Raw genomic sequence first — 22779 nt, 5'->3', positions numbered from 1 at the left:
ACGGACCCTAGTGTGGCGGACAGAGAATGTCGCTCGGGTCCAGGCAATGACGGTAATTGATCAGAAGACGGAAAAAGCGCGCGTCTCCGCGCCGTTCCGTTTCTCACGGTTTCGCGCTCTCGGCCGATCGCGCGAGGGTTCCGCGGCGATCGAATTCGCCTTGCTTGCTATTCCCTATTTCCTGGTGATTTTCGCAGTCCTTGAAACCTTCGTCGCCTTTGCTGCCGAGGAACTCGTCTCGAACGCCGTCGATACGATGAGCCGCAAGATGCGAACCGGGCAGATAACCTATAATCTTGGCCGCACGACCGATATGAACCAGGCGCAGTTCCGCCAGGCTTTCTGCGATGAGATCTCGATCCTGATCCGCTGCTCGACGAGCGAAGTGGCTACGCCGAGCAAGCTCTACCTGGATGTACAGACATTCAGCACCTTTTCGGCCATTCCGACGACGATTCCCAAGCTTTCGACCGACAAATATGCCGACCTCAACACGGCGGCCTTCAAATACGCGCCGGGCGGCGCCGGCACCATCAACATGGTCCGCGCCTACTACCGCTGGGAAATCACCGCGGATCTGGTTCGGCCCTACATCACGACCATACGTCCCTCCGACGGTTCGATGCCGAGGGAATATCTGATCATCGCGACCGCGGCCTTGCAGAACGAGCAGTATCCATAATGGCGTTACGCAACCCGTTCAGCAGACTGGTATTGACGGCGCGGCGGCTGGCCCGAGATCGCAAGGGCGCCGGGGCGATCGAATTCGCGATCCTCTTTCCCGTGCTCGTCATGCTCTATATCGGCGCTTTCGAGATCACGATCGGCCTCAGCGTCAGCAAGCGGGTGACACGCGCTGCAGGGACGGTGGCCGACCTCGTCACCCAGCAGCAATCCATCACGAAGAGCACGCTTGCACAGATGCCGTCGGTCGCAACCGCGATCTTCGTGCCTTACAACAACACGTCGCTGACGCTGAAGATCACCGGAATTACGATCGACGCCAGCGCCAATGCGAAAGTGCTGTGGTCGTGGGCGCAGGACGGGACCTCGCCCTATGCCAAGAATACGGCCGTGAGCAATGTGCCGTCCGACATGAAGACCGCCAACAGCTTCCTTGTTCGCACCGAGCTCAGCATCCCCTATACGATGTTCCTGTTTGCGCCGAATTTCCTGCCGGACGGCATGCGCACGATCACCATCAGCCGCAGTTATTTCTACCGCCAGCGGCAAGGCGACTCGATCGCCTGCAGCGACTGCTGACAGCCCTCCCCTTCTTCCCGAATTTGCCAAGCCGGCCGCAGCATTATATGCCTGAGGCTCTGCCGCTCCGACGTCCCTGGGGCCGGCGATCGGCTCTCTCGGGTGTAAAATGGCGCGTGCCTTTCTTTTCGTTCTGGATTCTTTCGGCGTCGGCGGAGCGCCGGATGCGGCGGCCTATGGCGACGAGGGCGCCGATACGCTCGGCCATATCGCCGAGTTCTGCGCAGCCGGAGCCGCAGATCGTGCCGGATTGCGCAGCGGGCCGCTTTCCCTGCCCAACCTGTCGGAACTCGGGCTGATGCAGATCGCCCGATCGGCCTCCGGCCGGTTCCCGGCCGACATGCCCGTTCCCGAGAAGGTCTACGGCATTTATGGTGCCGCCACCGAAATCTCCCGCGGCAAGGACACGCCATCAGGCCATTGGGAGATCGCAGGAACACCTGTCAGTTTCGATTGGGGTTACTTCCCGATGGAGGGCGAGGCCTTTCCTGCCGAATTCATCGAGGCATTGTGCAGGGAGGCCGATGTGCCCGGCATTCTCGGCAACTGCCATGCCTCTGGAACGGAGATCATCGCCCGGCTCGGCGAGGAGCATATCCGCACCGGCAAGCCGATCTGCTACACCTCCTCGGATTCGGTCTTCCAGGTCGCTGCGCACGAGGTGCAGTTCGGTCTCGATCGCCTGCTCACTTTCTGCCGTCTAGCCCGCGGGATGCTCGATCGCTACAATATCGGTCGCGTCATCGCCCGGCCCTTCATCGGTCAGTCCCCCTCGACCTTCCAGCGCACCGGAAACCGGCGCGACTTCTCCGTGCTACCGCCGGAGCCGACGCTGCTCGACCGGCTTATCGAACACGGCCGGCACGTGCATGCTGTCGGAAAGATCGGCGACATCTTCGCGCATCAGGGCATTTCCAGGGTCATCAAGGCAAATGGCAACGATGCGCTGATGGATGCATCGCTCTCAACCATCGACGAGGCCGAGGACGGCGATCTCGTCTTCACCAATTTCGTCGATTTCGACATGTTTTACGGCCATCGCCGCGATGTGCCGGGTTATGCCGCGGCACTCGAAGCCTTCGATGCCCGCTTGGCCGAAGTCCACAAGAAGCTGAAGCCAGGCGATCTCGTCGTGCTCACCGCCGACCACGGCTGCGACCCGACCTGGCGCGGCACGGACCATACGCGCGAGCGCGTGCCCGTCATCGCCTATGGCCCCGGCATCCGGTCGCGTTCGATCGGCGTGCGCCGCAGCTATGCCGATATCGGCGAAAGCATCGCGCGCCATCTCGGGATTCCGGCAGGACCGCATGGAAGGAGTTTTCTGTGACGTCGCATTTGAAGAAGGTCGAACTGCACTGCCATCTGGAGGGTGCGGCACCTCCTGAATTGACCGAGGCGCAGGCGCACAAATACGGCGTCGACATCAGCGGCGAGCTTCGCGGCGGCGCCTATGTCTGGCATGATTTCGCAAGCTTCCTCGACTGTTACGACAAGGTTTCCGAGGTCTACAGGACCGAGGAGGACTATGCGCTTCTGACCGAAACCTATCTCGACCAACTCGCCGGCATCAATACGATCTACAGCGAACTGATCGTTTCGCCCGACCACGGCAAACGCATCGGGTTGGGTGCCGACGCCTATATATCAGGCATCTGCGAAGGCGTCCGGCGGGCCAGGGAAAAGAGCGGTATCGAGGCCCGGCTGATCGTCACCGGCGAGCGGCATTTCGGTCCGGAGAGCGTGATCGGCGCCGCCGAATACGCGGCAAAGGCCGGCAATCCTCTGATTACCGGCTTCAACCTTGCCGGCGAGGAGCGGATGGGGCGCGTCGCCGACTATGCCAGGGCCTTCGATATCGCCCGCGATGCCGGCCTGGGGCTCACCATTCATGCCGGCGAGGTCTGCGGCGCCTTCAGTGTCGCCGACGCGCTCGATGCCGTGCGCCCCTCGCGCATCGGCCATGGCGTGCGCGCCATCGAGGATCTCGATCTGGTGAAGCGGCTTGCCGATCTCGGCACCGTGCTGGAGATCTGCCCGGGCTCCAATATCGCGCTTAAGGTCTTTCCCGATTTCGCTTCGCATCCGCTGTGCCGGCTGAAGGACGCCGGCGTGCGCGTGACGATAAGCTCGGACGATCCGCCGTTCTTTCATACCTCACTGGAGCGGGAATACGAACTTGCCGCCGAGGCTTTCGGCCTCAGCGACGACGAGATCGATGCCATGACGCGCACGGCGATCGAGGCGGCCTTCGTCGACGATGAGACACGCAAGGCCCTGCTCGCCCGACTTTGAGAGCCAAATGTGGAGCGAGGCTGGGGATGATCGGCGCAAATTGGCCGCCACTCTTGCAGTCGGGCCGATTTCCGTGAAAGAAACATTCGATAGAAAATGAAAGGCTTCCCCATGGACGGCGTCACGGTCATCGATCACCCGCTGGTGCAGCACAAACTCACCATCATGCGGCGCAAGGAGACATCGACGGGAAGTTTCCGGCGGTTGCTGCGCGAAATCTCGACGCTGCTCTGTTACGAGGTGACCCGCGATCTCGAACTGACAATGGAAACGATCGAGACGCCGCTGCAGACGATGGAATCGCCAATCCTCGAAGGCAAGAAGCTGGTCTTCGCCTCGATCCTGCGCGCCGGCAACGGCCTGCTCGAAGGCATGCTCGATCTCGTGCCTTCCGCCCGCGTCTCGCATATCGGCGTTTACCGCGACCACGAAACGCTGCAGCCGGTCGAATATTACTTCAAGGCTCCGGAAGACGTGGCCGAGCGGCTGATCATCGTCGTCGACCCGATGCTTGCAACCGGCAATTCGTCGATCGCCGCGATCGACAAGCTCAAGGAACGCGGCGCCCACAATATCCGCTTCCTCTGCCTGCTTGCCGCTCCCGAAGGCATCCGCAACTTCCGCGCCGCGCATCCCGATGTTCCGGTGTTCACCGCGTCGATCGACAGTCATCTCAACGAAAAGGGCTATATCATGCCCGGCCTCGGCGATGCCGGCGACCGCATGTACGGCACCAAGTAGTTTCAGCTTTCGTTTACCAAATCGAAAGACTTGAAGGCCCGGTGGTTCATTCCGGGCCTTTTTGTTGGCGATATTAGCAACTTGTCAGCACTTGAGGTTTAGCAATTCCGAAGCATGAGGCCCCGCATGAAGCGGGGTTTATACAGGAAGGATTTCTGTTTCATGCTCGTGCGTACCGTCCTATTCGCCAGCATCGCCGCGGTGCTCGCAACACAGGTGCCTTCCTTCTTCGGAGACACCGGCCAGCGGTCTGCTGACGCGCTTTCCGCCAATTACCTATCGACCGAAAGCGACAAGCCCGCGGCACCCGCACCGGTCTCAGGCAGCAATGCGATCCGTCTGCAAGCGGATGCCCAGGGCCATTATACCGGCGGCTTCAAGATCAACGGCAAGCCGGTGCAAGGCCTGATCGATACTGGCGCCACCTATGTCGCGCTTAACGAGACGCTCGCCCGCCGACTGGGCTTCACCGCCAACCAGCTCGATTTCCGCTATGGGGTGAACACCGCAAACGGCCAGACGAAGGCGGCGCATGTGATGCTCGACCGGGTGGAAATCGGCGGTATCCGCGTGCGCGATGTCGAAGCCTTCGTTCTCAAGGACGAAGCGCTGACGACGACCCTGGTCGGCATGAGCTTCCTGCAAAAACTCGCCTCCTATTCCGTCGCCGACGGTTCGCTCAGCCTGAAGCAGTAAAGCGATCAGATCCGGGTCGAAATCACCGGCTCCAGCTCCGGCTTTTCCTTGGTGATGCGGTAATGCGCGGCGAGTGCCGCCGCTGCCCGTTCCGCCGCCGCTTCGTCGGCGGCGTGAACCAGCGCGATCGGTTCGCCGGCGCTGACACGGGTGCCAAGCGGCAGAAGTTCGGAGAAGCCGACGCGATGATCGATCCGGTCGGCCGGATGACGTCTTCCGCCGCCGAGATCGATGACGCTGATGCCGATACCGCGCGCATTGCAGGCTGCAAGCCAGCCAGATCGGGCGGCGAGGACAGGTTTTTCCACAGGCGCCCTGGCCAGATATTTGTTCGGGTTTTCAATGAGATCGGCCGGGCCGCCGAGCATCGAGACCATGCGGCCGAAAACCTCGGCCGCCTGTCCCGATGACAGCGCCTTGCGCGCCATCCCCTCGCCTTCATCAGCGGAAGGCACAATGCCCGATTTCACCAGCATCTCGGCGGCGAAGGCAAGAACGACGGTTTCGAGCCGCGTGTCTGCCTTCCCACCCGCCAGGAAATCAAGGCAGTTGCGCATCTCGACCGCATTGCCGGCGGCATCGGCGAGCGGCTGGTTCATGTCGGTGATCAGCGCCGACGTCTTCACGCCTGCGCCATTGGCGACCTCGACCAGCGACTGCGCCAGGATCTCCGCCTGGGCCCGGTCGGACATGAAGGCGCCATTGCCGACCTTGACGTCCAGCACCAGCGTCTGAAGCCCGGCCGCAAGTTTCTTCGACAGGATGGAGGCGGTGATGAGGGGAATGGAATCGACGGTTGCAGTCACATCGCGCACGGCATAGAGCCGGCCGTCGGCAGGCGCAAGGGCCCCAGTCTGGCCGATGATGGCGCATCCGACCTCCTTCACGACCTTGTGGAACAGGTTCGCATCCGGGGTAATCATATAGCCGGGAATGGATTCGAGCTTGTCCAGCGTGCCACCTGTATGGCCAAGGCCGCGCCCGGAAATCATCGGAACGGCGAGACCGCAGGCGGCAGCGATCGGCGCCAGCATCAGCGAAACATTGTCGCCGACGCCACCGGTCGAATGTTTGTCGGCGATCGGGCGGTCGATATCGGCCCATTGCAGCCTGTCGCCGGAGTCGGCCATCGCCAGCGTCAGGGCGACGGTCTCGGCCCGCGACATGCCCTTGAACCAGACGGCCATGGCGAAGGCGCCGATCTGGCCTTCCGACAGCTGACCGGCAGCGAGTGCTGCGATGAAGGACCGGATATCGTCGGGGTCGAGCTCGTCGCCATCGCGCTTACGCCGGATGATCTCCTGCGGGATCATCTCAATAGCTCGACGCCGCAGCCGGTGCAGACTGTGTTCCGCTCAGAACCGCCAGGATATCGTCAAGCAGACTGGAAGCGCCGAAACGGAAGGTCGACGGCATCGCCCAGTCGGGCGCCATGATGGTTTCGGCAAGACTCAGATAGAGCGCGGCATCAGCCACCGAACCGATGCCGCCGGCTGGCTTGAACCCGACCTTGCGGCCGCTTTCGCGAATGGCGCGGATCATGATGTCGGCGGCCTCGAGTGTCGCATTGACGGCGACCTTGCCGGTAGATGTCTTGATGAAATCGGCGCCGGCGTCGATGGCGAGTTCAGAGGCGCGGCGGATCAATGCCGCATCCTTCAACTCGCCGCTCTCGATGATGACCTTCAGAAGGACAAGGCCGGCGCATTCGGCGCGCACGGCCCTGACCATATCGGTCACCGCCTTCTCATTGCCGGAAAGCAGCTTGCGATAGGGGATGACCAGATCGATCTCGTCGGCGCCGTCGGCAATCGCCTCGCGTGTCTCGGCGGCGACGTCGGCCACTTCCATATCGCCGGAGGGGAAGTTGACGACGGTAGCGATGCGCACGGCATGGCCGATGCCGAGGATATTGCGGGCCTGAGCGACGAAGCGCGGCCAGATGCAGATTGCAGCGCTGTTGCCGTAGGGCGTCTGCGCGCGGGCGCAGAGCACATCGATCTGCGCCTCGGTGCAATCGTCCTTCAAATTGGTGAGATCGAGAAGGGAAAGGGCGACAGCCGCCGTTTCCCGGATGGAATGGCTATTCATCTTTACTTCCTCCGGCCGCAATCATGTCTTTCAATATGGCGGCGAGACGGGCGCCGCCGATGGGCGCCATGTCCTTGGTTTCTTCATGGCTGAGCTCATTGCCGGTCATGCCAGCCCCATAGTTGGTGATAACCGAGGCGGCGGCAACCCTCAGGCCCAGCATTCTTGCAATGATGACCTCGGGCACCGTCGACATGCCGACGGCATCGGCGCCGAGGATGCGGGCCATGCGGATTTCGGCCGGCGTTTCGAAGCTCGGGCCCGAAAACCACATATAGACACCGCGCGCCAGCTCGATTTCGAGTTTGGCCGCTGCCCTTTGCATCGCCCCAGCAAGGCCCGCATCATAGGCATTGGTCATACCGACGAAACGATGGTCGCTTTCCTCGCCGATCAGCGGGTTCATGCCGGAATAGTTGATGTGATCGGTGATTTGCATCACCGAACCGGGCGGCAGGTCGTCGCGCAGCGATCCGGCAGAATTGGTCAGGATCAGCGCTTCGACGCCGAGCGCCTTCAGCACCTCGATCGGCAGGCGCATGGCGCCGGCATCGCCCTTTTCGTAATAATGCACACGGCCGGAGAGCATGACGACAGGCACGCCTCCAAGGCGGCCGGCGACGACTTCGCCCGCGTGACCGGAGACGGCACTGACGGGAAAGCCCGGCAGGTCGCGATAGGGAACACGCACGGCGCCGTCCAGCTGGCCGACCAGGGAGCCGAGACCGGAGCCGAGCACGATGCCGTGGCGCGGCTTGATGCCGCCGAGCAAAGCGGCAAGCAGGTTGACTGTCGCCTTCATCCGAGTTCGGTCTCGAAGCTGAAGGGAAGAAGCTCTTCCATCGTCATCGTCTTCTGCACGCCTGCGTCATCACAGAGATAGATCTTCGTCTCCTTGGAGGCGAATTCGGAGATCTTCTGGCGGCAACCGCCGCAGGGCGGGCAGAGCGGCAGCTTCTCGGCAATGACCGCCATTTCGACGATCTTCTTGGCGCCGCCCATGATCATGGCGCTGATCGCCGTCGGCTCGGCACACCACCCTTGCGGAAAGGACAGGTTTTCGATGTTGGCGCCGGTATAGACCTTGCCGTCCTCGGCGCGGATCGCCGCACCGACCGGGAATTTCGAATAGGGCGCATGGGCAAAAGCCATCGCGCCGCGGGCGGCTTCGAACAGGTCGTGGGACATATCAACGCTCCTTCGTATAGGGCACGCCGCCGGCTTTCGGCGGGGTCGCGACGCCGATGAAGCCGGCAAGCAGGACGCAGGTCAGGATATAGGGCAGCGCCTGAAAGACCTGCACTGGCACTTCGCCGATCAGCGGCACCTGCTTGCCCTGCATGAAATTGGCCAGCGCATCGAGGAAGCCGAAGAGCAGGCAGGCAAACATCACCGGCACCGGCTTCCACTTGGCGAAGACGAGGGCGGCGAGCGCGATGTAGCCCTTGCCGGCCGACATGTCCTTGATGAAGGCGGCGGACTGGGCGATTGCCAGATAGGTGCCGGCAAAGCCGCAGAGGATGCCGGCGCACATGACGGCGCGGTAGCGCAGCCAGGCGACCGAGATGCCGGCCGTATCCACCGCACCGGGGTTTTCGCCGACGGCGCGCAGCCGCAGGCCGAAGCGGGTGCGGTAAAGCACCCACCAGGAAAACGGCACGGCAAGAAAGGCGAGGTAGGTCAGAATATTGTTGCCCGATATGACATTGGCATAAAGCGGGCCGAAGATCGGTATGTCGCGGGCGGCATCGGCACCCGGCAGGATGATCGGTGCGAAACGCGCATCCGGCGACAGCTGCGGCGTGCGCCCGCCTTGGCCGAACCAGGCCTGACCGAGCACGATGGTGATGCCGGCGATGAAGAAGTTGATCGCCACACCCGAGACGATCTGATTGCCGCGGTTGGTGATCGAGGCAAAGCCATGCACCAGGCTGAGCGCCACCGAACAGACGATGCCGGCACCGAGCCCGAGCCAGGCCGAATCGGTGAGATAGGCGATGCAGGCGGCAGCAAAGGCCGAGCCCAGCATCTTGCCCTCAAGGCCGATATCGAAGATGCCGGCGCGTTCCGAAAACAGACCGGCAAGGGCGGTGAAGATCAGCGGGATCGACAGGCGGATGGTCGAGCTCAGAACGCTGATGAAGATGTCATAATAATCCATCGCCCGCTCCTTAACCGCGCTTGAACTGTTGGTAGAGCCGCACCATCGCCGGCCGGAACATGTATTCCAGCGCGCCGGCGAAGAGGATCACCAGACCCTGGATGACAAGGATCATCTCGCGGGTGATGTTCGGCATTTCGAAGGAGACCCAATCGCCACCCTGGTAGAGGATGCCGAACAGGATCGCCGCCATGATGATGCCGAGCGGATGGTTGCGGCCCATCAGCGACACGGCGATGCCGACGAAGCCGGCACCACCGACGAATTCCACCTGCAGGCGGGCCGACGAACCCATGACGGGGTTCAGCGCCATCATGCCGGCAAGGGCGCCGGAGAGCAGCATGGCGACAATGACCGTGCGGGCATAGGGGATGCCGGCATAGTCGGCCGCCGTTCGGCTGACGCCCAGCGTGCGCATCTCGAAGCCGAGCTTGGTGCGCCAGATCAGGACCCAGACAAACCAGGCGGCAAGAAGGGCGATGATAAAGGAGACGTTGAACGGCGCAGCACCCAGCTTGGCTCCGAACGTCGTCATGAGCCAACCAAGCTTTGGAAGCTGCCCTCCCTCAAGGAAGGTGCGGGTTTCAGGCGCCATCTTGCCCGGCACGATCAGCACGTGCACCAGCAGATACACCATGAGGGCGGCGGCGATATAGTTGAACATGATCGTCGTGATGACGATGTGGCTACCGCGCTTTGCCTGGAGGAAAGCGGGGATGAAGGCCCAGGCCGCACCAAAGAGACCTGCGCCGATGACGGCGATCGGCATCGTCACATACCAGGGCACGTAACGATCGAGCGCCAGTGCCACCAGCGCGCAGCCGAGACCGCCGACATAGGCCTGGCCTTCGGAGCCGATGTTGAAGAGGCCGGCATGGATTGCCACCGCGACGGAGAGGCCAGTAAAAATGAAGCTCGTCGCATAGTAGAGCGTGAAGCCGATGCCTTCGCCGTTGCCGAGCGCGCCCTCGAGCAGCAGCGACAGCGCGTCTAGCGGGCTTTCGCCGATCAGCCAGACGACAAAACCGGAGATCAGGAAGGCGACGACGAGGTTTAAAAGCGGAATCAGGCCGTAGTTGATCCAGTGTGGTAGCGGAACGGAAGCAGTGCTCATAAAGGCCTCACGCGGCAATGCCGGCCATCATCAGGCCGAGGGTCTGTTCACCGGCATCGGGCGTCTTCTCGCCGACCACATGGCCGGCAAACATGACAAGGATACGGTCTGAAAGGGAGCGGACTTCATCGAGTTCGACGGAGACGAGCAGGATCGCCTTGCCGGCGTCACGCATTTCGATGATCCGGCGGTGGATGAATTCGATGGCGCCAATATCGACGCCGCGGGTCGGCTGGCCGATGATCAGCATCTTCGGATCGCGCTCGATCTCACGGGCAACGACGATCTTCTGCTGGTTGCCGCCGGAAAAATTCGCCGTCTTCAGCCGCGGGTTCGGCGGACGGATATCGTATTTCTCGATCATCTCCATCGCATCCTTGCGGATCGCTTCGAGATCAAGTAGCGGACCTTTGCTGTAGCCCGGGCGCCGGTGATAGCCGAGCACGGAATTTTCGTATTCCTCAAATTTCAGCACCAAGCCCATGTGGTGGCGGTCTTCGGGAATATGGGCGAGACCGAGTTCGCGCAGGCGGGCGGGATCGGCCTTGTCGATCGTCTGGCCGTCGAGAAGGATTTCGCCGGAGGTCGGCTTGCGGATGCCGGCAATCGCTTCCAGCAATTCGGACTGGCCGTTGCCGGCAACCCCGGCAATGCCGACGATCTCGCCGGCGCGCACGTCGAAGGAGACATTGTCGACCATGGTGACGCCGCGATTGTCCTTGACCGAAAGGTTGCGGACGGAGAGCACGGCGGCGCCGGGGTTCGCCTCGCCTTTCTGTACGCGCAGCAGCACGCGGCGACCAACCATCAGCTCGGCAAGCTCCTCCACCGTCGTTTCCGCCGTCTTGCGGGTCGCGACCATCTCGCCGCGGCGCATGACCGAGACGGTATCGGTGATCGCCATGATCTCGCGCAGCTTATGGGTGATGAGGATGATCGTCTTGCCCTGGTCGCGCAGCACCTTGAGGATGCGGAAGAGGTGATCGGCCTCTGCCGGCGTCAACACGCCGGTGGGTTCGTCGAGGATCAGGATCTCGGCGCCGCGATACATGGCTTTCAGGATTTCGACGCGCTGCTGCAGGCCGACCGGAAGCTCTTCGATCAGCGCATCCGGATCGACCTCGAGACCGTATTCCGTTTCCAGCCGCTTGAGTTCGGCGCGGGCCGATGCAACACCTCTCGCCAGCAGCATGCCGCCTTCGGCGCCGAGCATGATGTTCTCAAGCACCGTGAAATTGTCGACCAGCATGAAATGCTGGTGCACCATGCCGATGCCGGTGGCGATCGCCGCCTGGCTGTCGCGGATGGTGACGGGATTGCCGTTGACGCGGATCTCGCCGCTATCGGCATGGTAGAAACCGTAGATGATCGACATCAGCGTCGATTTGCCGGCGCCGTTTTCGCCGATGATGCCGTGGATCGTCCCCCTGGCGACGGTGAGGTTGATGTCCTTGTTGGCATGGACGGCACCGAATTTCTTATCGATGCCGACAAGCTCGATAGCGGGCTTATCTGTCACTGCAGGCTCCAAATAAGAAAAGGGCGTATGGCGAAAATCCCCTCCGCCATACGCCCGATCTCAATCGTCGATCATTTCCGGGCGCGGATCACTTCGGGCAAGCGTTGTCCGAGGTGTAATCGTGAACCTTGATGGTCCCCGCGATGATATCGGCCTTGGCCTTGTCGACGGCCGCCTGCATTTCCGGCGTGATCAACGACTTGTTGTTGTCGTCGATCGCTGCGCCGACACCCTCTTCCTTGACGCCGAGCGCCTGGACGCCACCGGTGAACTTGTCGTTCTTAGTGTCGGTATAGGCGTTGTAGACGGCGAGATCGACGCGCTTGACCATCGAGGTCAGAACAGAGCCCGGATGCAGATGGTTCTGGTTGGAATCGACGCCGATCGAAAGCTTCTTGTTGTCGGCGGCCGTCTGCAGAACGCCGAGACCGGTAGCACCAGCTGCCGCGTAGATGACATCGGCGCCCTGATCGATCTGGTTCTTGGTGAGTTCGCCGCCGCGAACCGGGTCATTCCAGGCTGCACCCGTGGTGCCGGTCATGTTCTGGAAAACTTCGACATCGGCCTTGGCGGCGCGTGCGCCCTGTTCATAGCCACATTCGAACTTGCGGATCAGCGGAATGTCCATGCCGCCGACGAAGCCGACCTTGCCGGTCTTCGATGCCATGCCGGCGAGAACGCCGACGAGGTAAGAGCCTTCTTCTTCCTTGTAGACCACCGAGCGAACGTTCGGTTTATCGACGACGGAGTCGACGATGATGAACTTGGTGTCGGGGAATTCGGCTGCGACCTTCTCGATGGCCGAGGTCCAGGCGAAGGAAACGGCTACCACCGGATTGAAACCGCGGCTTGCAAAGTTGCGGATGGCCTGTTCGCCCTGGGTGTCGCCCGTCGGCTCGAAGTCGCGATAGGCAATGCCGGTCTCGGCCTTGAACTTCTCGGCGCCGTTGTAGGCCGCCTCGTTGAAGGACTTATCGAACTTCCCGCCGGTGCCGTAAACCAGCGCCGGCTTGACATCGGCAGCGAGCGCCGTCGTCGACATGGCAGCCACGGCAAGGAGAGTGAGAAGGGTTTTTTTCATTGTGCAGCCCTGTTGTTGCTATTCGTTAGGGGTCCTCCCGCAAGTCCTTTTCGGACATGTCTGCGGAACCACCGACCTCCCCCCGGAGGCCTGGCTGCGTGCATCCTTGCATGGCTCACGGAAAAATTCACCAGAAATTTTTCAGCTGGTAAAGATTTGCAGCGATTGCCGAAAATCCGTTCTTCGGGGCTGATTTTTAGACATTTCCGTCGTCGGGATGCGAAATTTCCAGCCAATCCGGCAGCCATGTCGGGGCTACGGAAACAATGGAGGCCGATCGGATTCCCGGCCGGGTCGCGGCGGCAAAACGGCTTGCCTATGCGGTGAAGCGACCAGCCACCGGCGGCTTCTTATAACCGATCATCCAGAGAAGCAGCGCGATCACCAGGAAAACGGCAAAGGCCGGCTGGAGCATCAGCCATTGGAAGATGAAGGTGTAGAACCGCGGGTGGACATAGTAGGAAAGGGAGGATTGCAGCGACATGAGGGTTGTCGGGCTCACATCCTGCCAGGCATCGGATATCGGCGTCATCACCACTGAGGACGCTGCAACCGATTGGATCGAATCGATGGTCCCGGCAATAACGGCCGCCGCAAGCGCGACAAGGCTGGCCAGACGCAACAGGAAACGCATCAATTCCTCCGACGCTCGTTATGCCAGACAATTCCGGCCGGCCGCGCCATTCTCCACCTTGAGAATTACATAGTCATCGATGATGTGAAGCACAATGGACGGGTCGAGGCGAGTTTTATCTGAAGAAGTCAAAAAACTGTTAGATTTCGGTTGATCGACAAAAATTCATCGGTATATATCGCGCCGTTCCGACGATTTGCTCCTATCCAGGCGCGAACGCCAAAGAAGGACAGGTGGCCGAGTGGTTTAAGGCGCACGCCTGGAACGCGTGTGTACGTGAAAGCGTACCGTGGGTTCGAATCCCACCCTGTCCGCCATACCGCAAGGGGACCCCTTGCATCTTCAGCCACACCGCAAGATTCGAGAAAATCGATTGCGCGCCCGAAGGCGCGTACCCGGAGCAGTCTGCGCTTGCAGACATCTGCGCTTCTCACCTGACCATGACGAAACCGACTCGAAGAAGCTTGAGGCTCCGACTTGTGGGACAGAACTCAAAAGCCTTTTCGCTCAGCCGCCCGGCGATCGAATTGCCTGCCAAGAACGATCCAACGTGATCACGGTTACGGATACCTATTGGAAAATTTCCGAGATCTCGCTTGTCGCTGAGATTGTATGAAGCCCTCCCTCGGACATCTGAAATTTGCGAGCCAGAACGATGGAGGCATAGCATATTCCAAATGTCCCTAGGCTTTGCGAAACAATAAGCAGTGCCAAAGCCGCGAGGCTTATTTTTCCACCCTGAAAAACAGCAGCCGCTTGGTATGACATAGACGCCGCTATGGCCATCAATAGAAACGGAACGATAGAGGGAAGAATAATCCCGGCAAACAGGCGCAAAAAGGTTGGAACGAAGCCATGTCGGCCCCTGGCAAAGGCATCTGCAAGTCCGCTGGTTGAACCTGCAATTCCGGCAGTCGGCCAGGTTCCGACAAGGGCGAGGAGCGACGGATAGCTAATTGCGAACAGCCCGCCGCATACCAGTACAAGTCCACCCGTCGACAAGGAAGCGGCGCCGAAGGCGAGAGGGAGGCCGATTACGATAGCCATTACGACAAGCACAATGAGGAAATTTTTCCAGATGTAGCTGCCAAACCCAACCATCCCTCGGTTGATCTGCACTCGTTCCGTTCCGCTCAATATGGTATTTTGGGCACAATATCCTAAATATAGCGCAACAAAAAACTGAGTTGAACCGCCACGACTGCTCTCATTGTACTCAGAAAATACTATGACCGCGCAACTTATTGCAACAACAAAACAAATAAGAAACAGATTATGCCTTAGGAAGGAAATCGTGTCACTCAGCATTGTCACCCCTGCTAGCCTGCCGCTCGCTGCCGAGTCGAGATATCGTCATCAAAATACAGCGCTGTCAAATGCAGGGCGCGTCATCAACGTGCTGGGAACCAAGAATATGTCGACGGCCCACAGCGCGTCGAACGATTCCTGATTTTTTACCATGCCGCTTCACCGCGTCTTTGCACGTTTGGGTTTATCTTCTGCCAAACTAAAACACGGAGATTAAACAGGTGGAAGAACTGTCGGTAAAGTCGAAGATCATCAAGTCCGTCTATTTCAGCCAGGAAGACGCGCGGCTCAGGATTTGCTTCAAGAATGGGGAGGAGCGGCTGTTCGAAGGCGTTCCGTCCTCGGAAGCCCATGCGATGACAGTGGCGCCGTCTCCCGGCCATTATTACCTCGACCGGATCAGAACCCGGTTTCGGAGACTGGCTGCCTGACAAGCGGAGGCGCCAGCTTACGTCCCGGAATGCTCCCGATCGGGACAGGTCCGGTGGATATTAACGGCCCTTTAACCCTCCTTGTTATCTTGGTTGGATCGCGTCGGCCGGAAGGCGGCAACGTGTCGGCGCTGCCGGCTTGTTCAGGGTCGGCTAGCCGGGAGGCTCGGTGGCGGACCAGCCAGAAAGCCGGGCCTCCCCGTCACGCTATTTTCGTTGATCGTGATCGCATGATCCCGGGTCGTTGCGGTCTCCGTTACCCCTGAACTAGCGATTTGGGGCTAATCCTGTGAAAAACTCCAATCATCGAATCCGGACTCGACAATGTTTTATTAGCATGATTGCATAAATCTATCGGATAGGACCAAGGGGGTGACGATGTTCGAGACTCTGCTTGAGATGCAGGAGCGTGGCGTACGGGACCGTGCGCGTGGCCGCAGCTTGGCCGACAATCCGATGTCGAAGCCGGATATTCTGCCGATCACCGATTTCCAGGAATGGTACTCGATGTTTGACGCCTGGCGCTTCGGCTGGTCGATCGAGGATGCGATGGCGGGGCAAAGCAATGCGCCACGGGATGGCGGCGCATTGTCGCTCGCCTACACCAGAACGGTCTGATCGATCCTGTCCTCGGCGCCGAAGAATTTCAGGTAGCGCTCGACCTCTGCGGGGTCACCCGTCGCCTTCTGCGGATTGTCGGAGAGCTTGACCGCCGGACGGCCGTTGGCGTCGCTGACCTTGCAGACGACCGAGATCGGGTTGAGGCCGGATATTTCGATCGGCGCACAGCCGGAAAAATCGTTCGTCAGGTTCGTGCCCCAGCCGAAGCTCATGCGCACGCGGCCTTCGAAATGCCGGTAGGTATCGATGATGGCGTCGACATCGAGACCGTCGGAGAAGATCAGCAGCTTCTGGCGCGGATCGCGACCCATTTTCTTCCACCAGTCGACAATCTTTTCACCGCCTTCGATCGGCGGGGCACTGTCCGGGCGAAAGCCGGTCCAGTCGGCGACCCATTCCGGCGCGTCGCGCAGGAAAGCGGCAGTGCCGAAAGCATCCGGCAGGACGATCAGAAGGTTGCCGCCATAGAGCTTGTTCCAGTCGCGCAGGATCTTGTAGGGCGCGTTGCGCAGCTGCTCATCGGTTTGCGCAAGGGCGGCAGCCACCATCGGCAGTTCGTGGGCATTGGTGCCGACGGCCTCGAGATCGGAATCCATCGCCAGCAACACGTTGCTGGTGCCGGTAAAGGCCGGGCCGATGCCTTCCTTCAGCGCTTCGACGCACCAGCGCTGCCAGAGGAAACTGTGACGGCGGCGGGTGCCGAAATCGGAAATGCGCAGGCCCGGCAGTTCCTTCAGCCGTTCGACCTTCGACCACATCCTCGCCTTGGCGCGGGCATAAAGCACATCGAGGGTGAAGGGACCGAGCGCCTTCATCGCCGAGCGCGACCGCAATTCGTTGACGATGGCGAGCGCCGGGATCTCCCACATGGTGGTTTCCTTCCAGGCCCCATGGAAATCCAGTACATATTGACCGTCCTTCTTCGACAGCTCGTATTCGGGCAGCTGAAAGTTGGAAAGCCAGGCGAGGAATTCCGGCTCGAAGATCTGGGCGCGGCCATAGAAACTGTTACCCGCCAGCCAGATCATCTCCTTCTTGGCGAGTTTCAGCGTGCGGGCGTGATCGAGCTGTTCGCGCAATTCGCCTTCGTCGATCTCATCGGCAAGGCGCACGCGCTTGGTCCGATTGATGAGGGTAAAAGACGCGTTCACGTCAGGATAAAGCTTCCAGATCATCTGCAGCATCAGAAGCTTATAGAAGTCGGTATCGATCAGGCTGCGAACGATCGGATCGAGTTTCCAGGCGTGATTGTAGACGCGTCTTGCAATATCGGTCCTGGCCATAAAATTCCTGCCCCTGTCCACTCCGGTCAGGTGCTGCCAAATTCCCGGCTATTGCCAAGTCCGGGCCGGCGCACGAACCGGCTCGTGCGCCTTCTTATCGAAAAATCGACAGACAAAGTCCAGATAAAACAACAAGCATCCCGCGGCGCGAATGGCGGCGGGATGCGAGAGGTCATTTACCGAATGCTTATTGGGCCGGCGCTACGGGTTGGGCCGGCGCTGCAGGCGTGACACCAGGGGCGGCCGGCTTAGTGTTTGGCGTCTCGGTCGGAACCGCAGTGCCGTTTTGCAGCGTTGGCGCAGGTGCCGTGGCAGGCTGCTGCGACTGCAGCTGCTGGCCGGGCTGCTGCGGCGCCACCTCGTTTGCTTCGCGCTTGCCCCAGATCTCCACCGGGATCCAAACCACGAAAGCCAACACCAGCGCGGCGAGCAGCACCAGCAGGATGCGATAACCCGTGCGCCCCTGCCTCGCCTTCACCGGGGGGATCTGCTCTTCCTCGTGAAGCTTGCCGTCAGACTTTTCCCAGCGTGTTTCCGTCTGATGTGCCATCATCGTCTCCTTCCGCTGTCTTGACGGGCCGATCCGGCCCGAGAATTCCACAGGGAAACGGGTGGCCGTCTGGAAGGTTCCGGGGGCCTAGATCCGGATGATTTTAGGCGCTGACAGGTTTCTGCATGACGCTCTAATAGCCGACGGCGCGGTCGACCACGAATTGCAGCGGCTCGCCGCGCTCGAAACGGGCGATCTGCGTCTCGACATGGCGGAACAGCGCGTTTTCTTCGGAGACCGCCGCGTCGTGCGGCGTGATGAAGACGTTCTCCAGTTCCCACAACGGGTTGTCGAGCCCAAGCGGCTCCACCTCGAAGACATCCAACGAAGCGCCGCCGAGGGTGCCGTCGCGGATCGCGGAAACGATATCGGCTTCGACCTGGCTCTTGCCGCGGCCGGCATTGATGAGGATCGGGCGCCCGAGCGCGCCGTCGCAGCGCAGCTTTTTGAATAGCCCGCTATCATAAAACCCCGTCGTCTCAGCGGTGAGCGGCAGCAAGCCGACAAGGATGTCGGTCCTTGCGAGGAACCCGTCCAATGCGCCGGCATCAAAGGTTTCGACGCCGTCGATCTCCTTGCGGGTGCGCGACCAGCCGATGACGTTAAAACCCATCACCTTCAGCTTGGCGACCACATCCAACCCGAGAATGCCGAGGCCCATGACGCCGACCGTCACCTCCGCCGCTTCCGGCGCGATCAGCTTGGCCCATTGGCGCTGCCGTTGGTGGCTGTCATGGGCATATTGCCCCCGCAGATGCATCAGGCACTGCATGACCACCCATTCGCTCATGCGGGTCGTCAGGCTGCGATCGACGAAACGGACGATCGGGATCTCCGGCAGACCGTCCATGCCGATAATATGGTCGACGCCGGCGCCGCCGGAGAAGATCACCTTGAGGTTTGGCGCCCGTGCGAAAAGGTCGGCATCCGGCTTCCAGAGCAGCGCATATTCGGCCTCGCGGAGATCGCGCATCCGATCGGCCGCATCGGCGAGATTGATGCTGCCGCGATCGGAAAAGGCCGTCTTCAACACGCGGGCGACGCCTTCGGGATTGAACTTGATATCGACGAGAACGGGAGGTGTCGGCATGATCATCTTTACTGCTGCACGGCAGGCGTCGGCACCGCCTCGATGTTGAAAGCGGCCGCCATCAGCGCCCTGGTGTATTCGTCCTTCGGCGCGCGGAAGATTTCCGATGACGGGCCCTGCTCCACCACCTTGCCAAATCGCATGACGATGACGTCGTTGGCGAGCGCCTTCACCACCTTCAGGTCATGACTGATGAAGAGATAGGCGAGATCGTGCTTCCTCTGCAGATCGCGCAAGAGATCGACCACCTGGGCCTGCACGCTCATGTCGAGCGCGGAGGTTGGCTCGTCGAGCATGACGAAGCGCGGTTTCAGCACCATCGCGCGGGCAATGGCGATGCGCTGGCGCTGACCGCCGGAGAATTCGTGCGGATAACGCCAGCGGGTCAGGGGATCGAGACCGACTTCCTCCAGCGCCCAGCAGACGCGCTGGTCGCGCTCTTCCGATGTCAAAGAGCGCTCATGGACCTTCAGCCCTTCGGCGACGATATCGCCGACCGACATTCGCGGGCTGAGCGACCCGTAGGGATCCTGGAAAACCACCTGCAGCTGGTTGCGCAACGGCCGCATCTCGCTGAACGAATAGCCGGCTATATCCTTGCCGACGAAGGCAATTCGCCCTTGCGAGGAAATCAGCCGGGTGAGCGCCAGGCCAAGCGTGGTCTTGCCGGAACCGGATTCGCCGACGACACCGAGCGTCTGCCCGGCACGCAGCGAAAGATCGATGCCGTCGACCGCCTTCACGTGATCGACGACGCGGCGCATCAGACCTGCTTTGATCGGGAACCAGACGCGAATGTCGGAACCTTCCATCACCATCGGCTTTGCGGGATCGGCAAGCGGCGGCTCGCCGCGTGGTTCGGAGGCGAGGAGGTGGCGGGTATACTCGTGCTTCGGATTGGCGAAGACGTCCTCGACCGTTCCGGTTTCGACGATCCTGCCCTTGGTCATGACGCAGACGCGATCGGCAAATTTACGCACGATGCCGAGGTCATGGGTGATGAACAGCATCGACATGCCGTGCACGGCCTTCAACTGCCGGAGCAATTCGAGGATTTGCGCCTGGACGGTGACATCGAGGGCGGTGGTCGGCTCGTCGGCGATCAGCAATTCCGGCCGGTTGGCGAGCGCCATTGCGATCATGACGCGCTGGCGCTGGCCGCCGGAGAGCTCGTGCGGATAGGCCTTCAAGCGCTTCTCAGGCTCGCGGATGCCGACCTGGTTCAACAGTTCCAGTATGCGCTGGCGCGCCGGCTGGCCGGTGAGGCCCTGGTGCAGCGCCAGGATCTCGGCGATCTGCTTCTCGATCGAATGAAGCGGATTGAGCGAGGTCATCGGCTCCTGGAAGATCATGGTGATGTCGTTGCCGCGCACTTCGCGCAACGCCCGTTCCGACGCTTTCAGAAGGTTCTTGCCCTTGAACAGGATCTCGCCGGAGGGATGGCTTGCCGAGGGATAGGGCAAAAGCCGCAGGATCGAGTTGGCCGAGACCGACTTGCCGGAACCGGATTCGCCGACCAGCGCCACGACCTCACCCTTGGCGATATCGAAGGAGATGTGATCGACAGCAAGCGAGGTCTCGCCGCCCTGATGAAAGGCAACAGAGAGATCGCGGACGGAAAGGAGCGGTTCTGTCATGTCACTCATTGAAACGTCTTCCTCGGGTCGAAGGCATCGCGCACTGCTTCGCCGATGAAGATCAGCAGGGAAAGCATGATCGACATGGCGAAGAAGGCCGTCAGCCCGAGCCACGGCGCCTGCAGGTTGCTTTTGCCCTGAGCGATCATTTCACCGAGCGAAGGGGAGCCAGGCGGCATGCCGAAGCCGAGGAAGTCGAGCGAGGTCAGGGTGGTGATCGAGCCTGAGAGGATGAAGGGCAGGAAGGTCAGCGTCGCGACCATGGCGTTCGGCAGCAGGTGGCGCCACATGATGGTGCGATTGTTGACGCCGAGCGCGCGGGCGGCGCGGACATATTCGAAATTGCGGGCACGCAGGAATTCGGCTCGCACGATGCCGACGAAGCCGACCCAGGAAAAGAGCAGCATGATGCCGAGCAGCACGAAGAAGCCGGGCGGCAGCAGGGCCGCGATGATCAGTAGGATGTAAAGCACCGGCATCGACGACCAGATTTCAATGAAACGCTGCAAAAGCAGATCGGTCCAGCCGCCGAAATAGCCCTGCACCGCACCCGCGGTCACGCCGATGATCGCCGAGCAGATGGTCAGCACCAGGCCGAAGAGCACCGAAATCCGGAAACCGTAGATGACGCGCGCCAGCACGTCGCGGGCCTGGTCGTCGGTGCCGAGCCAGTTGAGATTGCCCAGCGTGCAATCCGGATCGTTCACGGCCTGCGGATAGCCGGCGCAGCGCTCCTCCCTGGTCATCAGCCAGAAGGGGGCAGTCGGTGCCGAATGCGGAATGTTTGAGTTGACCGAGCGGTAGGAATAACGGATCGGCGGCCAGATCATCCAGCCATTGGCATTGATCTCATCCGATATCACCGAGGAACGGTAGTCGGTCTCGGCGAGGAAGCCGCCGAACTTCTCCTCGGGATAGTCAATGAGAACCGGCAAGAGGATCTCGCCCTTGTAGGAGGCGATGATCGGCCGGTCGTTGGCGAGGAACTCGGCAAACAGGCTGAGGACGAACAGCAGCAGAAACAGCCACAGCGCCCAGTAACCGCGGCCATTCGCCCGGAAATTCTGCCAGCGACGGATGTTGGTCGGCGACAGCAGGCCCTTGCGCGGCGGCTTGACGGGCGCTGCAACAGCAGGATTTGCGGCGGCGTCCATCAGACATCCCTCCGCTCGAAATCGATGCGCGGATCGATCCAGGTGTAGATCAAGTCGGAAACCAGGCTGACCGCGAGGCCGAGCAGCGAGAAGATGTAGAGCGTGGCAAAGACGATCGGGTAATCCCGATTGATGACCGAAAGATAGCCGAGACGGCCGAGGCCATCCAGCGAGAAGATGTTCTCGATCAGCAGCGAGCCGGTGAAGAAAGCCGAGATGAAGGCGCCGGGAAAACCAGCGATGATGATCAGCATGGCGTTGCGGAAGACATGACCGTAGAGCACCTGCCGCTGGTTCAGGCCCTTGGCGCGGGCAGTGACGACATATTGCTTCTTGATCTCCTCGATGAACGAGTTCTTGGTCAACAGCGTCGTCGTGGCGAAGGCCGACAGCGAAAGCGAGATCAGCGGCAAGGTGAGATGCCAGAAATAGTCGAGCGGCTTCTGCCACCAGGCCAGCTGGTCGAAATTATCGGAGACCAGGCCGCGCAGCGGAAACCAGTCGTAGAAGGAGCCGCCGGCAAAAAGCACGATCAGCAGAATGCCGAAGAGGAAGCTTGGTACGGCATAACCGACGACGATGACGCCGGACGTCCAGACATCGAAGGTCGATCCATCCTTGATCGCCTTGCGGATGCCGAGCGGGATGGAAATCGCATAGGAGAAGATCAGGATCCAGATGCCGAGCGAGATCGACACAGGCAGCTTCTCCTTGACGAGTTCGAGCACGGAGGTATTGCGGAAGAAGCTCTCGCCGAAATCGAAGCGGATGTAATTCCACATCATTTCGCCAAACCGCGTCAACGGCGGCTTGTCGAAGCCGAACTGCTTTTCGAGCTTGGCGATCAGTTCCGGATCGAGGCCCTGGGCGCCTCGATATCTAGAGCCTTCGTCGTTACCGCCGCCGCCGAGAAGATCGCCACCGCCGGACAGACGCTGGTCGGCACTGTCGGCCTGACCGGTCAATTGGGCGATCACCTGCTCGACGGGGCCGCCGGGGGCGAACTGAATGACGGTGAAGGAAATCGCCATGATCCCGATGATGGTCGGGATCATCAATAGCAGGCGGCGAAAGATATAGGCGCCCATCAGCCTTCAGCCTCCGGGAATG

24 protein-coding genes and 1 tRNA gene are annotated in these 22779 nt (G+C 60.9%); 9 read left to right on the top strand and 16 right to left on the bottom strand.

Annotated elements, in window-relative coordinates:
• Window positions 1–46 precede the first annotated feature (46 nt).
• From HJB83_RS27305 to HJB83_RS27280, 6 genes are all read left to right on the top strand, one after another.
• Entirely contained in the window at window positions 47–682 is a 636-nt protein-coding gene (locus HJB83_RS27305) for a TadE/TadG family type IV pilus assembly protein (protein ID WP_221132976.1), read from the top strand.
• Window positions 682–1263, top strand: a complete 582-nt coding sequence (locus HJB83_RS27300; protein WP_207582482.1) for a TadE/TadG family type IV pilus assembly protein — start codon at window positions 682–684, stop codon at window positions 1261–1263. The genes HJB83_RS27305 and HJB83_RS27300 overlap by 1 nt, the downstream gene beginning before the upstream one ends.
• A 109-nt stretch (window positions 1264–1372) precedes the next feature.
• On the top strand, window positions 1373–2593 hold the full coding sequence (locus tag HJB83_RS27295) for a phosphopentomutase (protein WP_221132975.1): 1221 nt from the start codon (window positions 1373–1375) through the stop codon (window positions 2591–2593).
• Window positions 2590–3558 (top strand): adenosine deaminase, encoded by a 969-nt coding sequence (locus HJB83_RS27290; protein WP_221132974.1) that lies wholly within the window; start codon window positions 2590–2592, stop codon window positions 3556–3558. The genes HJB83_RS27295 and HJB83_RS27290 overlap by 4 nt, the downstream gene beginning before the upstream one ends.
• A gap of 111 nt (window positions 3559–3669) precedes the next feature.
• The gene (gene upp / locus HJB83_RS27285) at window positions 3670–4299 is read left to right on the top strand and encodes a uracil phosphoribosyltransferase (RefSeq protein WP_003544477.1); all 630 of its coding nucleotides are present in this window, start codon (window positions 3670–3672) and stop codon (window positions 4297–4299) included.
• A 126-nt stretch (window positions 4300–4425) separates the two neighbouring features.
• Window positions 4426–4995 carry a TIGR02281 family clan AA aspartic protease gene (locus HJB83_RS27280; RefSeq protein WP_221132973.1) on the top strand — a complete coding sequence of 190 codons (570 nt, stop codon included), beginning with the start codon at window positions 4426–4428 and terminating at the stop codon, window positions 4993–4995.
• Between the two features lie 5 nt (window positions 4996–5000).
• Here the strand turns inward: HJB83_RS27280 and deoA are convergent, their stop codons facing one another.
• The 9 genes from deoA to HJB83_RS27235 form a co-directional block, all read right to left on the bottom strand.
• Entirely contained in the window at window positions 5001–6308 is a 1308-nt protein-coding gene (gene deoA, locus HJB83_RS27275; protein ID WP_221132972.1) for a thymidine phosphorylase, read from the bottom strand.
• Window position 6309: 1 nt separating this feature from the next.
• Complete coding sequence (deoC, locus tag HJB83_RS27270; RefSeq protein WP_207582477.1) at window positions 6310–7086, bottom strand: deoxyribose-phosphate aldolase; 777 nt, start codon at window positions 7084–7086, stop codon at window positions 6310–6312.
• Window positions 7079–7888: a purine-nucleoside phosphorylase gene (locus tag HJB83_RS27265; RefSeq protein WP_221132971.1), complete on the bottom strand. Its 810-nt coding sequence runs from the start codon at window positions 7886–7888 to the stop codon at window positions 7079–7081. Before HJB83_RS27265 ends, deoC begins: the two co-directional genes overlap by 8 nt.
• Complete coding sequence (locus tag HJB83_RS27260; protein WP_207582475.1) at window positions 7885–8274, bottom strand: cytidine deaminase; 390 nt, start codon at window positions 8272–8274, stop codon at window positions 7885–7887. The genes HJB83_RS27265 and HJB83_RS27260 overlap by 4 nt, the downstream gene beginning before the upstream one ends.
• A gap of 1 nt (window position 8275) precedes the next feature.
• Window positions 8276–9247, bottom strand: a complete 972-nt coding sequence (locus tag HJB83_RS27255; protein WP_207582474.1) for an ABC transporter permease — start codon at window positions 9245–9247, stop codon at window positions 8276–8278.
• Window positions 9248–9257: 10 nt separating this feature from the next.
• Entirely contained in the window at window positions 9258–10361 is a 1104-nt protein-coding gene (locus tag HJB83_RS27250; RefSeq protein WP_207582473.1) for an ABC transporter permease, read from the bottom strand.
• A gap of 7 nt (window positions 10362–10368) precedes the next feature.
• A complete protein-coding gene (locus tag HJB83_RS27245; protein WP_207582472.1) occupies window positions 10369–11880 on the bottom strand; it encodes an ABC transporter ATP-binding protein in 1512 nt (503 codons plus the stop codon).
• A gap of 88 nt (window positions 11881–11968) precedes the next feature.
• Complete coding sequence (locus HJB83_RS27240; protein ID WP_207582471.1) at window positions 11969–12961, bottom strand: BMP family protein; 993 nt, start codon at window positions 12959–12961, stop codon at window positions 11969–11971.
• A gap of 316 nt (window positions 12962–13277) precedes the next feature.
• A complete protein-coding gene (locus HJB83_RS27235) occupies window positions 13278–13595 on the bottom strand; it encodes a hypothetical protein (protein WP_207582470.1) in 318 nt (105 codons plus the stop codon).
• 227 nt (window positions 13596–13822) lie between these two features.
• Between HJB83_RS27235 and HJB83_RS27230 the strand changes: the two genes are divergently transcribed.
• Window positions 13823–13912: transfer RNA gene (locus HJB83_RS27230), tRNA-Ser, on the top strand.
• A gap of 253 nt (window positions 13913–14165) precedes the next feature.
• Here HJB83_RS27230 and HJB83_RS27225 read toward each other — a convergent pair.
• Window positions 14166–14903: a hypothetical protein gene (locus HJB83_RS27225; protein ID WP_207582469.1), complete on the bottom strand. Its 738-nt coding sequence runs from the start codon at window positions 14901–14903 to the stop codon at window positions 14166–14168.
• Between the two features lie 221 nt (window positions 14904–15124).
• Between HJB83_RS27225 and HJB83_RS27220 the strand changes: the two genes are divergently transcribed.
• Window positions 15125–15334, top strand: a complete 210-nt coding sequence (locus HJB83_RS27220; protein WP_207582468.1) for a KTSC domain-containing protein — start codon at window positions 15125–15127, stop codon at window positions 15332–15334.
• Between the two features lie 378 nt (window positions 15335–15712).
• Entirely contained in the window at window positions 15713–15952 is a 240-nt protein-coding gene (locus HJB83_RS27215; protein WP_207582467.1) for a CrpP-related protein, read from the top strand.
• On the opposite strand, the gene pncB is transcribed toward HJB83_RS27215, so the two are convergent.
• The 6 genes from pncB to HJB83_RS27185 form a co-directional block, all read right to left on the bottom strand.
• Window positions 15934–17238 carry a nicotinate phosphoribosyltransferase gene (pncB, locus tag HJB83_RS27210; RefSeq protein ID WP_207582466.1) on the bottom strand — a complete coding sequence of 435 codons (1305 nt, stop codon included), beginning with the start codon at window positions 17236–17238 and terminating at the stop codon, window positions 15934–15936. The genes HJB83_RS27215 and pncB overlap by 19 nt on opposite strands.
• Before the next feature lie 187 nt (window positions 17239–17425).
• The gene (locus tag HJB83_RS27205; protein WP_221132970.1) at window positions 17426–17791 is read right to left on the bottom strand and encodes a hypothetical protein; all 366 of its coding nucleotides are present in this window, start codon (window positions 17789–17791) and stop codon (window positions 17426–17428) included.
• A gap of 130 nt (window positions 17792–17921) precedes the next feature.
• Window positions 17922–18878 (bottom strand): glyoxylate/hydroxypyruvate reductase A, encoded by a 957-nt coding sequence (locus HJB83_RS27200; RefSeq protein WP_207582464.1) that lies wholly within the window; start codon window positions 18876–18878, stop codon window positions 17922–17924.
• A gap of 8 nt (window positions 18879–18886) precedes the next feature.
• The gene (locus HJB83_RS27195; RefSeq protein ID WP_207582463.1) at window positions 18887–20524 is read right to left on the bottom strand and encodes an ABC transporter ATP-binding protein; all 1638 of its coding nucleotides are present in this window, start codon (window positions 20522–20524) and stop codon (window positions 18887–18889) included.
• The gene (locus HJB83_RS27190) at window positions 20521–21669 is read right to left on the bottom strand and encodes an ABC transporter permease (RefSeq protein ID WP_207582462.1); all 1149 of its coding nucleotides are present in this window, start codon (window positions 21667–21669) and stop codon (window positions 20521–20523) included. The genes HJB83_RS27195 and HJB83_RS27190 overlap by 4 nt, the downstream gene beginning before the upstream one ends.
• Window positions 21669–22757 carry a microcin C ABC transporter permease YejB gene (locus tag HJB83_RS27185; protein WP_221132969.1) on the bottom strand — a complete coding sequence of 363 codons (1089 nt, stop codon included), beginning with the start codon at window positions 22755–22757 and terminating at the stop codon, window positions 21669–21671. The genes HJB83_RS27190 and HJB83_RS27185 overlap by 1 nt, the downstream gene beginning before the upstream one ends.
• Window positions 22758–22779: the final 22 nt, after the last annotated feature.

The organism is Rhizobium sp. NZLR11, assembly GCF_019685115.1.
Classification (GTDB): domain Bacteria; phylum Pseudomonadota; class Alphaproteobacteria; order Rhizobiales; family Rhizobiaceae; genus Rhizobium.
The sequence above is the reverse complement of the archived record's forward strand: the minus strand, read 5'-3'. Positions and strand labels throughout refer to the sequence as shown.

Bases quoted from the DNA above. Each gene is read 5' to 3' on its own strand.
- HJB83_RS27305 (WP_221132976.1), top strand. From the start codon at position 47: ATGACGGTAATTGATCAGAAGACGGAAAAAGCGCGCGTCTCCGCGCCG.
- HJB83_RS27300 (WP_207582482.1), top strand. From the start codon at position 682: ATGGCGTTACGCAACCCGTTCAGCAGACTGGTATTGACGGCGCGGCGG.
- HJB83_RS27295 (WP_221132975.1), top strand. From the start codon at position 1,373: ATGGCGCGTGCCTTTCTTTTCGTTCTGGATTCTTTCGGCGTCGGCGGA.
- upp (WP_003544477.1), top strand. From the start codon at position 3,670: ATGGACGGCGTCACGGTCATCGATCACCCGCTGGTGCAGCACAAACTC.
- HJB83_RS27280 (WP_221132973.1), top strand. From the start codon at position 4,426: ATGAAGCGGGGTTTATACAGGAAGGATTTCTGTTTCATGCTCGTGCGT.
- deoA (WP_221132972.1), bottom strand. From the start codon at position 6,308: ATGATCCCGCAGGAGATCATCCGGCGTAAGCGCGATGGCGACGAGCTC.
- deoC (WP_207582477.1), bottom strand. From the start codon at position 7,086: ATGAATAGCCATTCCATCCGGGAAACGGCGGCTGTCGCCCTTTCCCTT.
- HJB83_RS27265 (WP_221132971.1), bottom strand. From the start codon at position 7,888: ATGAAGGCGACAGTCAACCTGCTTGCCGCTTTGCTCGGCGGCATCAAG.
- HJB83_RS27260 (WP_207582475.1), bottom strand. From the start codon at position 8,274: ATGTCCCACGACCTGTTCGAAGCCGCCCGCGGCGCGATGGCTTTTGCC.
- HJB83_RS27255 (WP_207582474.1), bottom strand. From the start codon at position 9,247: ATGGATTATTATGACATCTTCATCAGCGTTCTGAGCTCGACCATCCGC.
- HJB83_RS27250 (WP_207582473.1), bottom strand. From the start codon at position 10,361: ATGAGCACTGCTTCCGTTCCGCTACCACACTGGATCAACTACGGCCTG.
- HJB83_RS27240 (WP_207582471.1), bottom strand. From the start codon at position 12,961: ATGAAAAAAACCCTTCTCACTCTCCTTGCCGTGGCTGCCATGTCGACG.
- HJB83_RS27235 (WP_207582470.1), bottom strand. From the start codon at position 13,595: ATGCGTTTCCTGTTGCGTCTGGCCAGCCTTGTCGCGCTTGCGGCGGCC.
- HJB83_RS27225 (WP_207582469.1), bottom strand. From the start codon at position 14,903: ATGCTGAGTGACACGATTTCCTTCCTAAGGCATAATCTGTTTCTTATT.
- HJB83_RS27215 (WP_207582467.1), top strand. From the start codon at position 15,713: ATGTTCGAGACTCTGCTTGAGATGCAGGAGCGTGGCGTACGGGACCGT.
- pncB (WP_207582466.1), bottom strand. From the start codon at position 17,238: ATGGCCAGGACCGATATTGCAAGACGCGTCTACAATCACGCCTGGAAA.
- HJB83_RS27205 (WP_221132970.1), bottom strand. From the start codon at position 17,791: ATGATGGCACATCAGACGGAAACACGCTGGGAAAAGTCTGACGGCAAG.
- HJB83_RS27200 (WP_207582464.1), bottom strand. From the start codon at position 18,878: ATGCCGACACCTCCCGTTCTCGTCGATATCAAGTTCAATCCCGAAGGC.
- HJB83_RS27195 (WP_207582463.1), bottom strand. From the start codon at position 20,524: ATGAGTGACATGACAGAACCGCTCCTTTCCGTCCGCGATCTCTCTGTT.
- HJB83_RS27190 (WP_207582462.1), bottom strand. From the start codon at position 21,669: ATGGACGCCGCCGCAAATCCTGCTGTTGCAGCGCCCGTCAAGCCGCCG.
- HJB83_RS27185 (WP_221132969.1), bottom strand. From the start codon at position 22,757: ATGGGCGCCTATATCTTTCGCCGCCTGCTATTGATGATCCCGACCATC.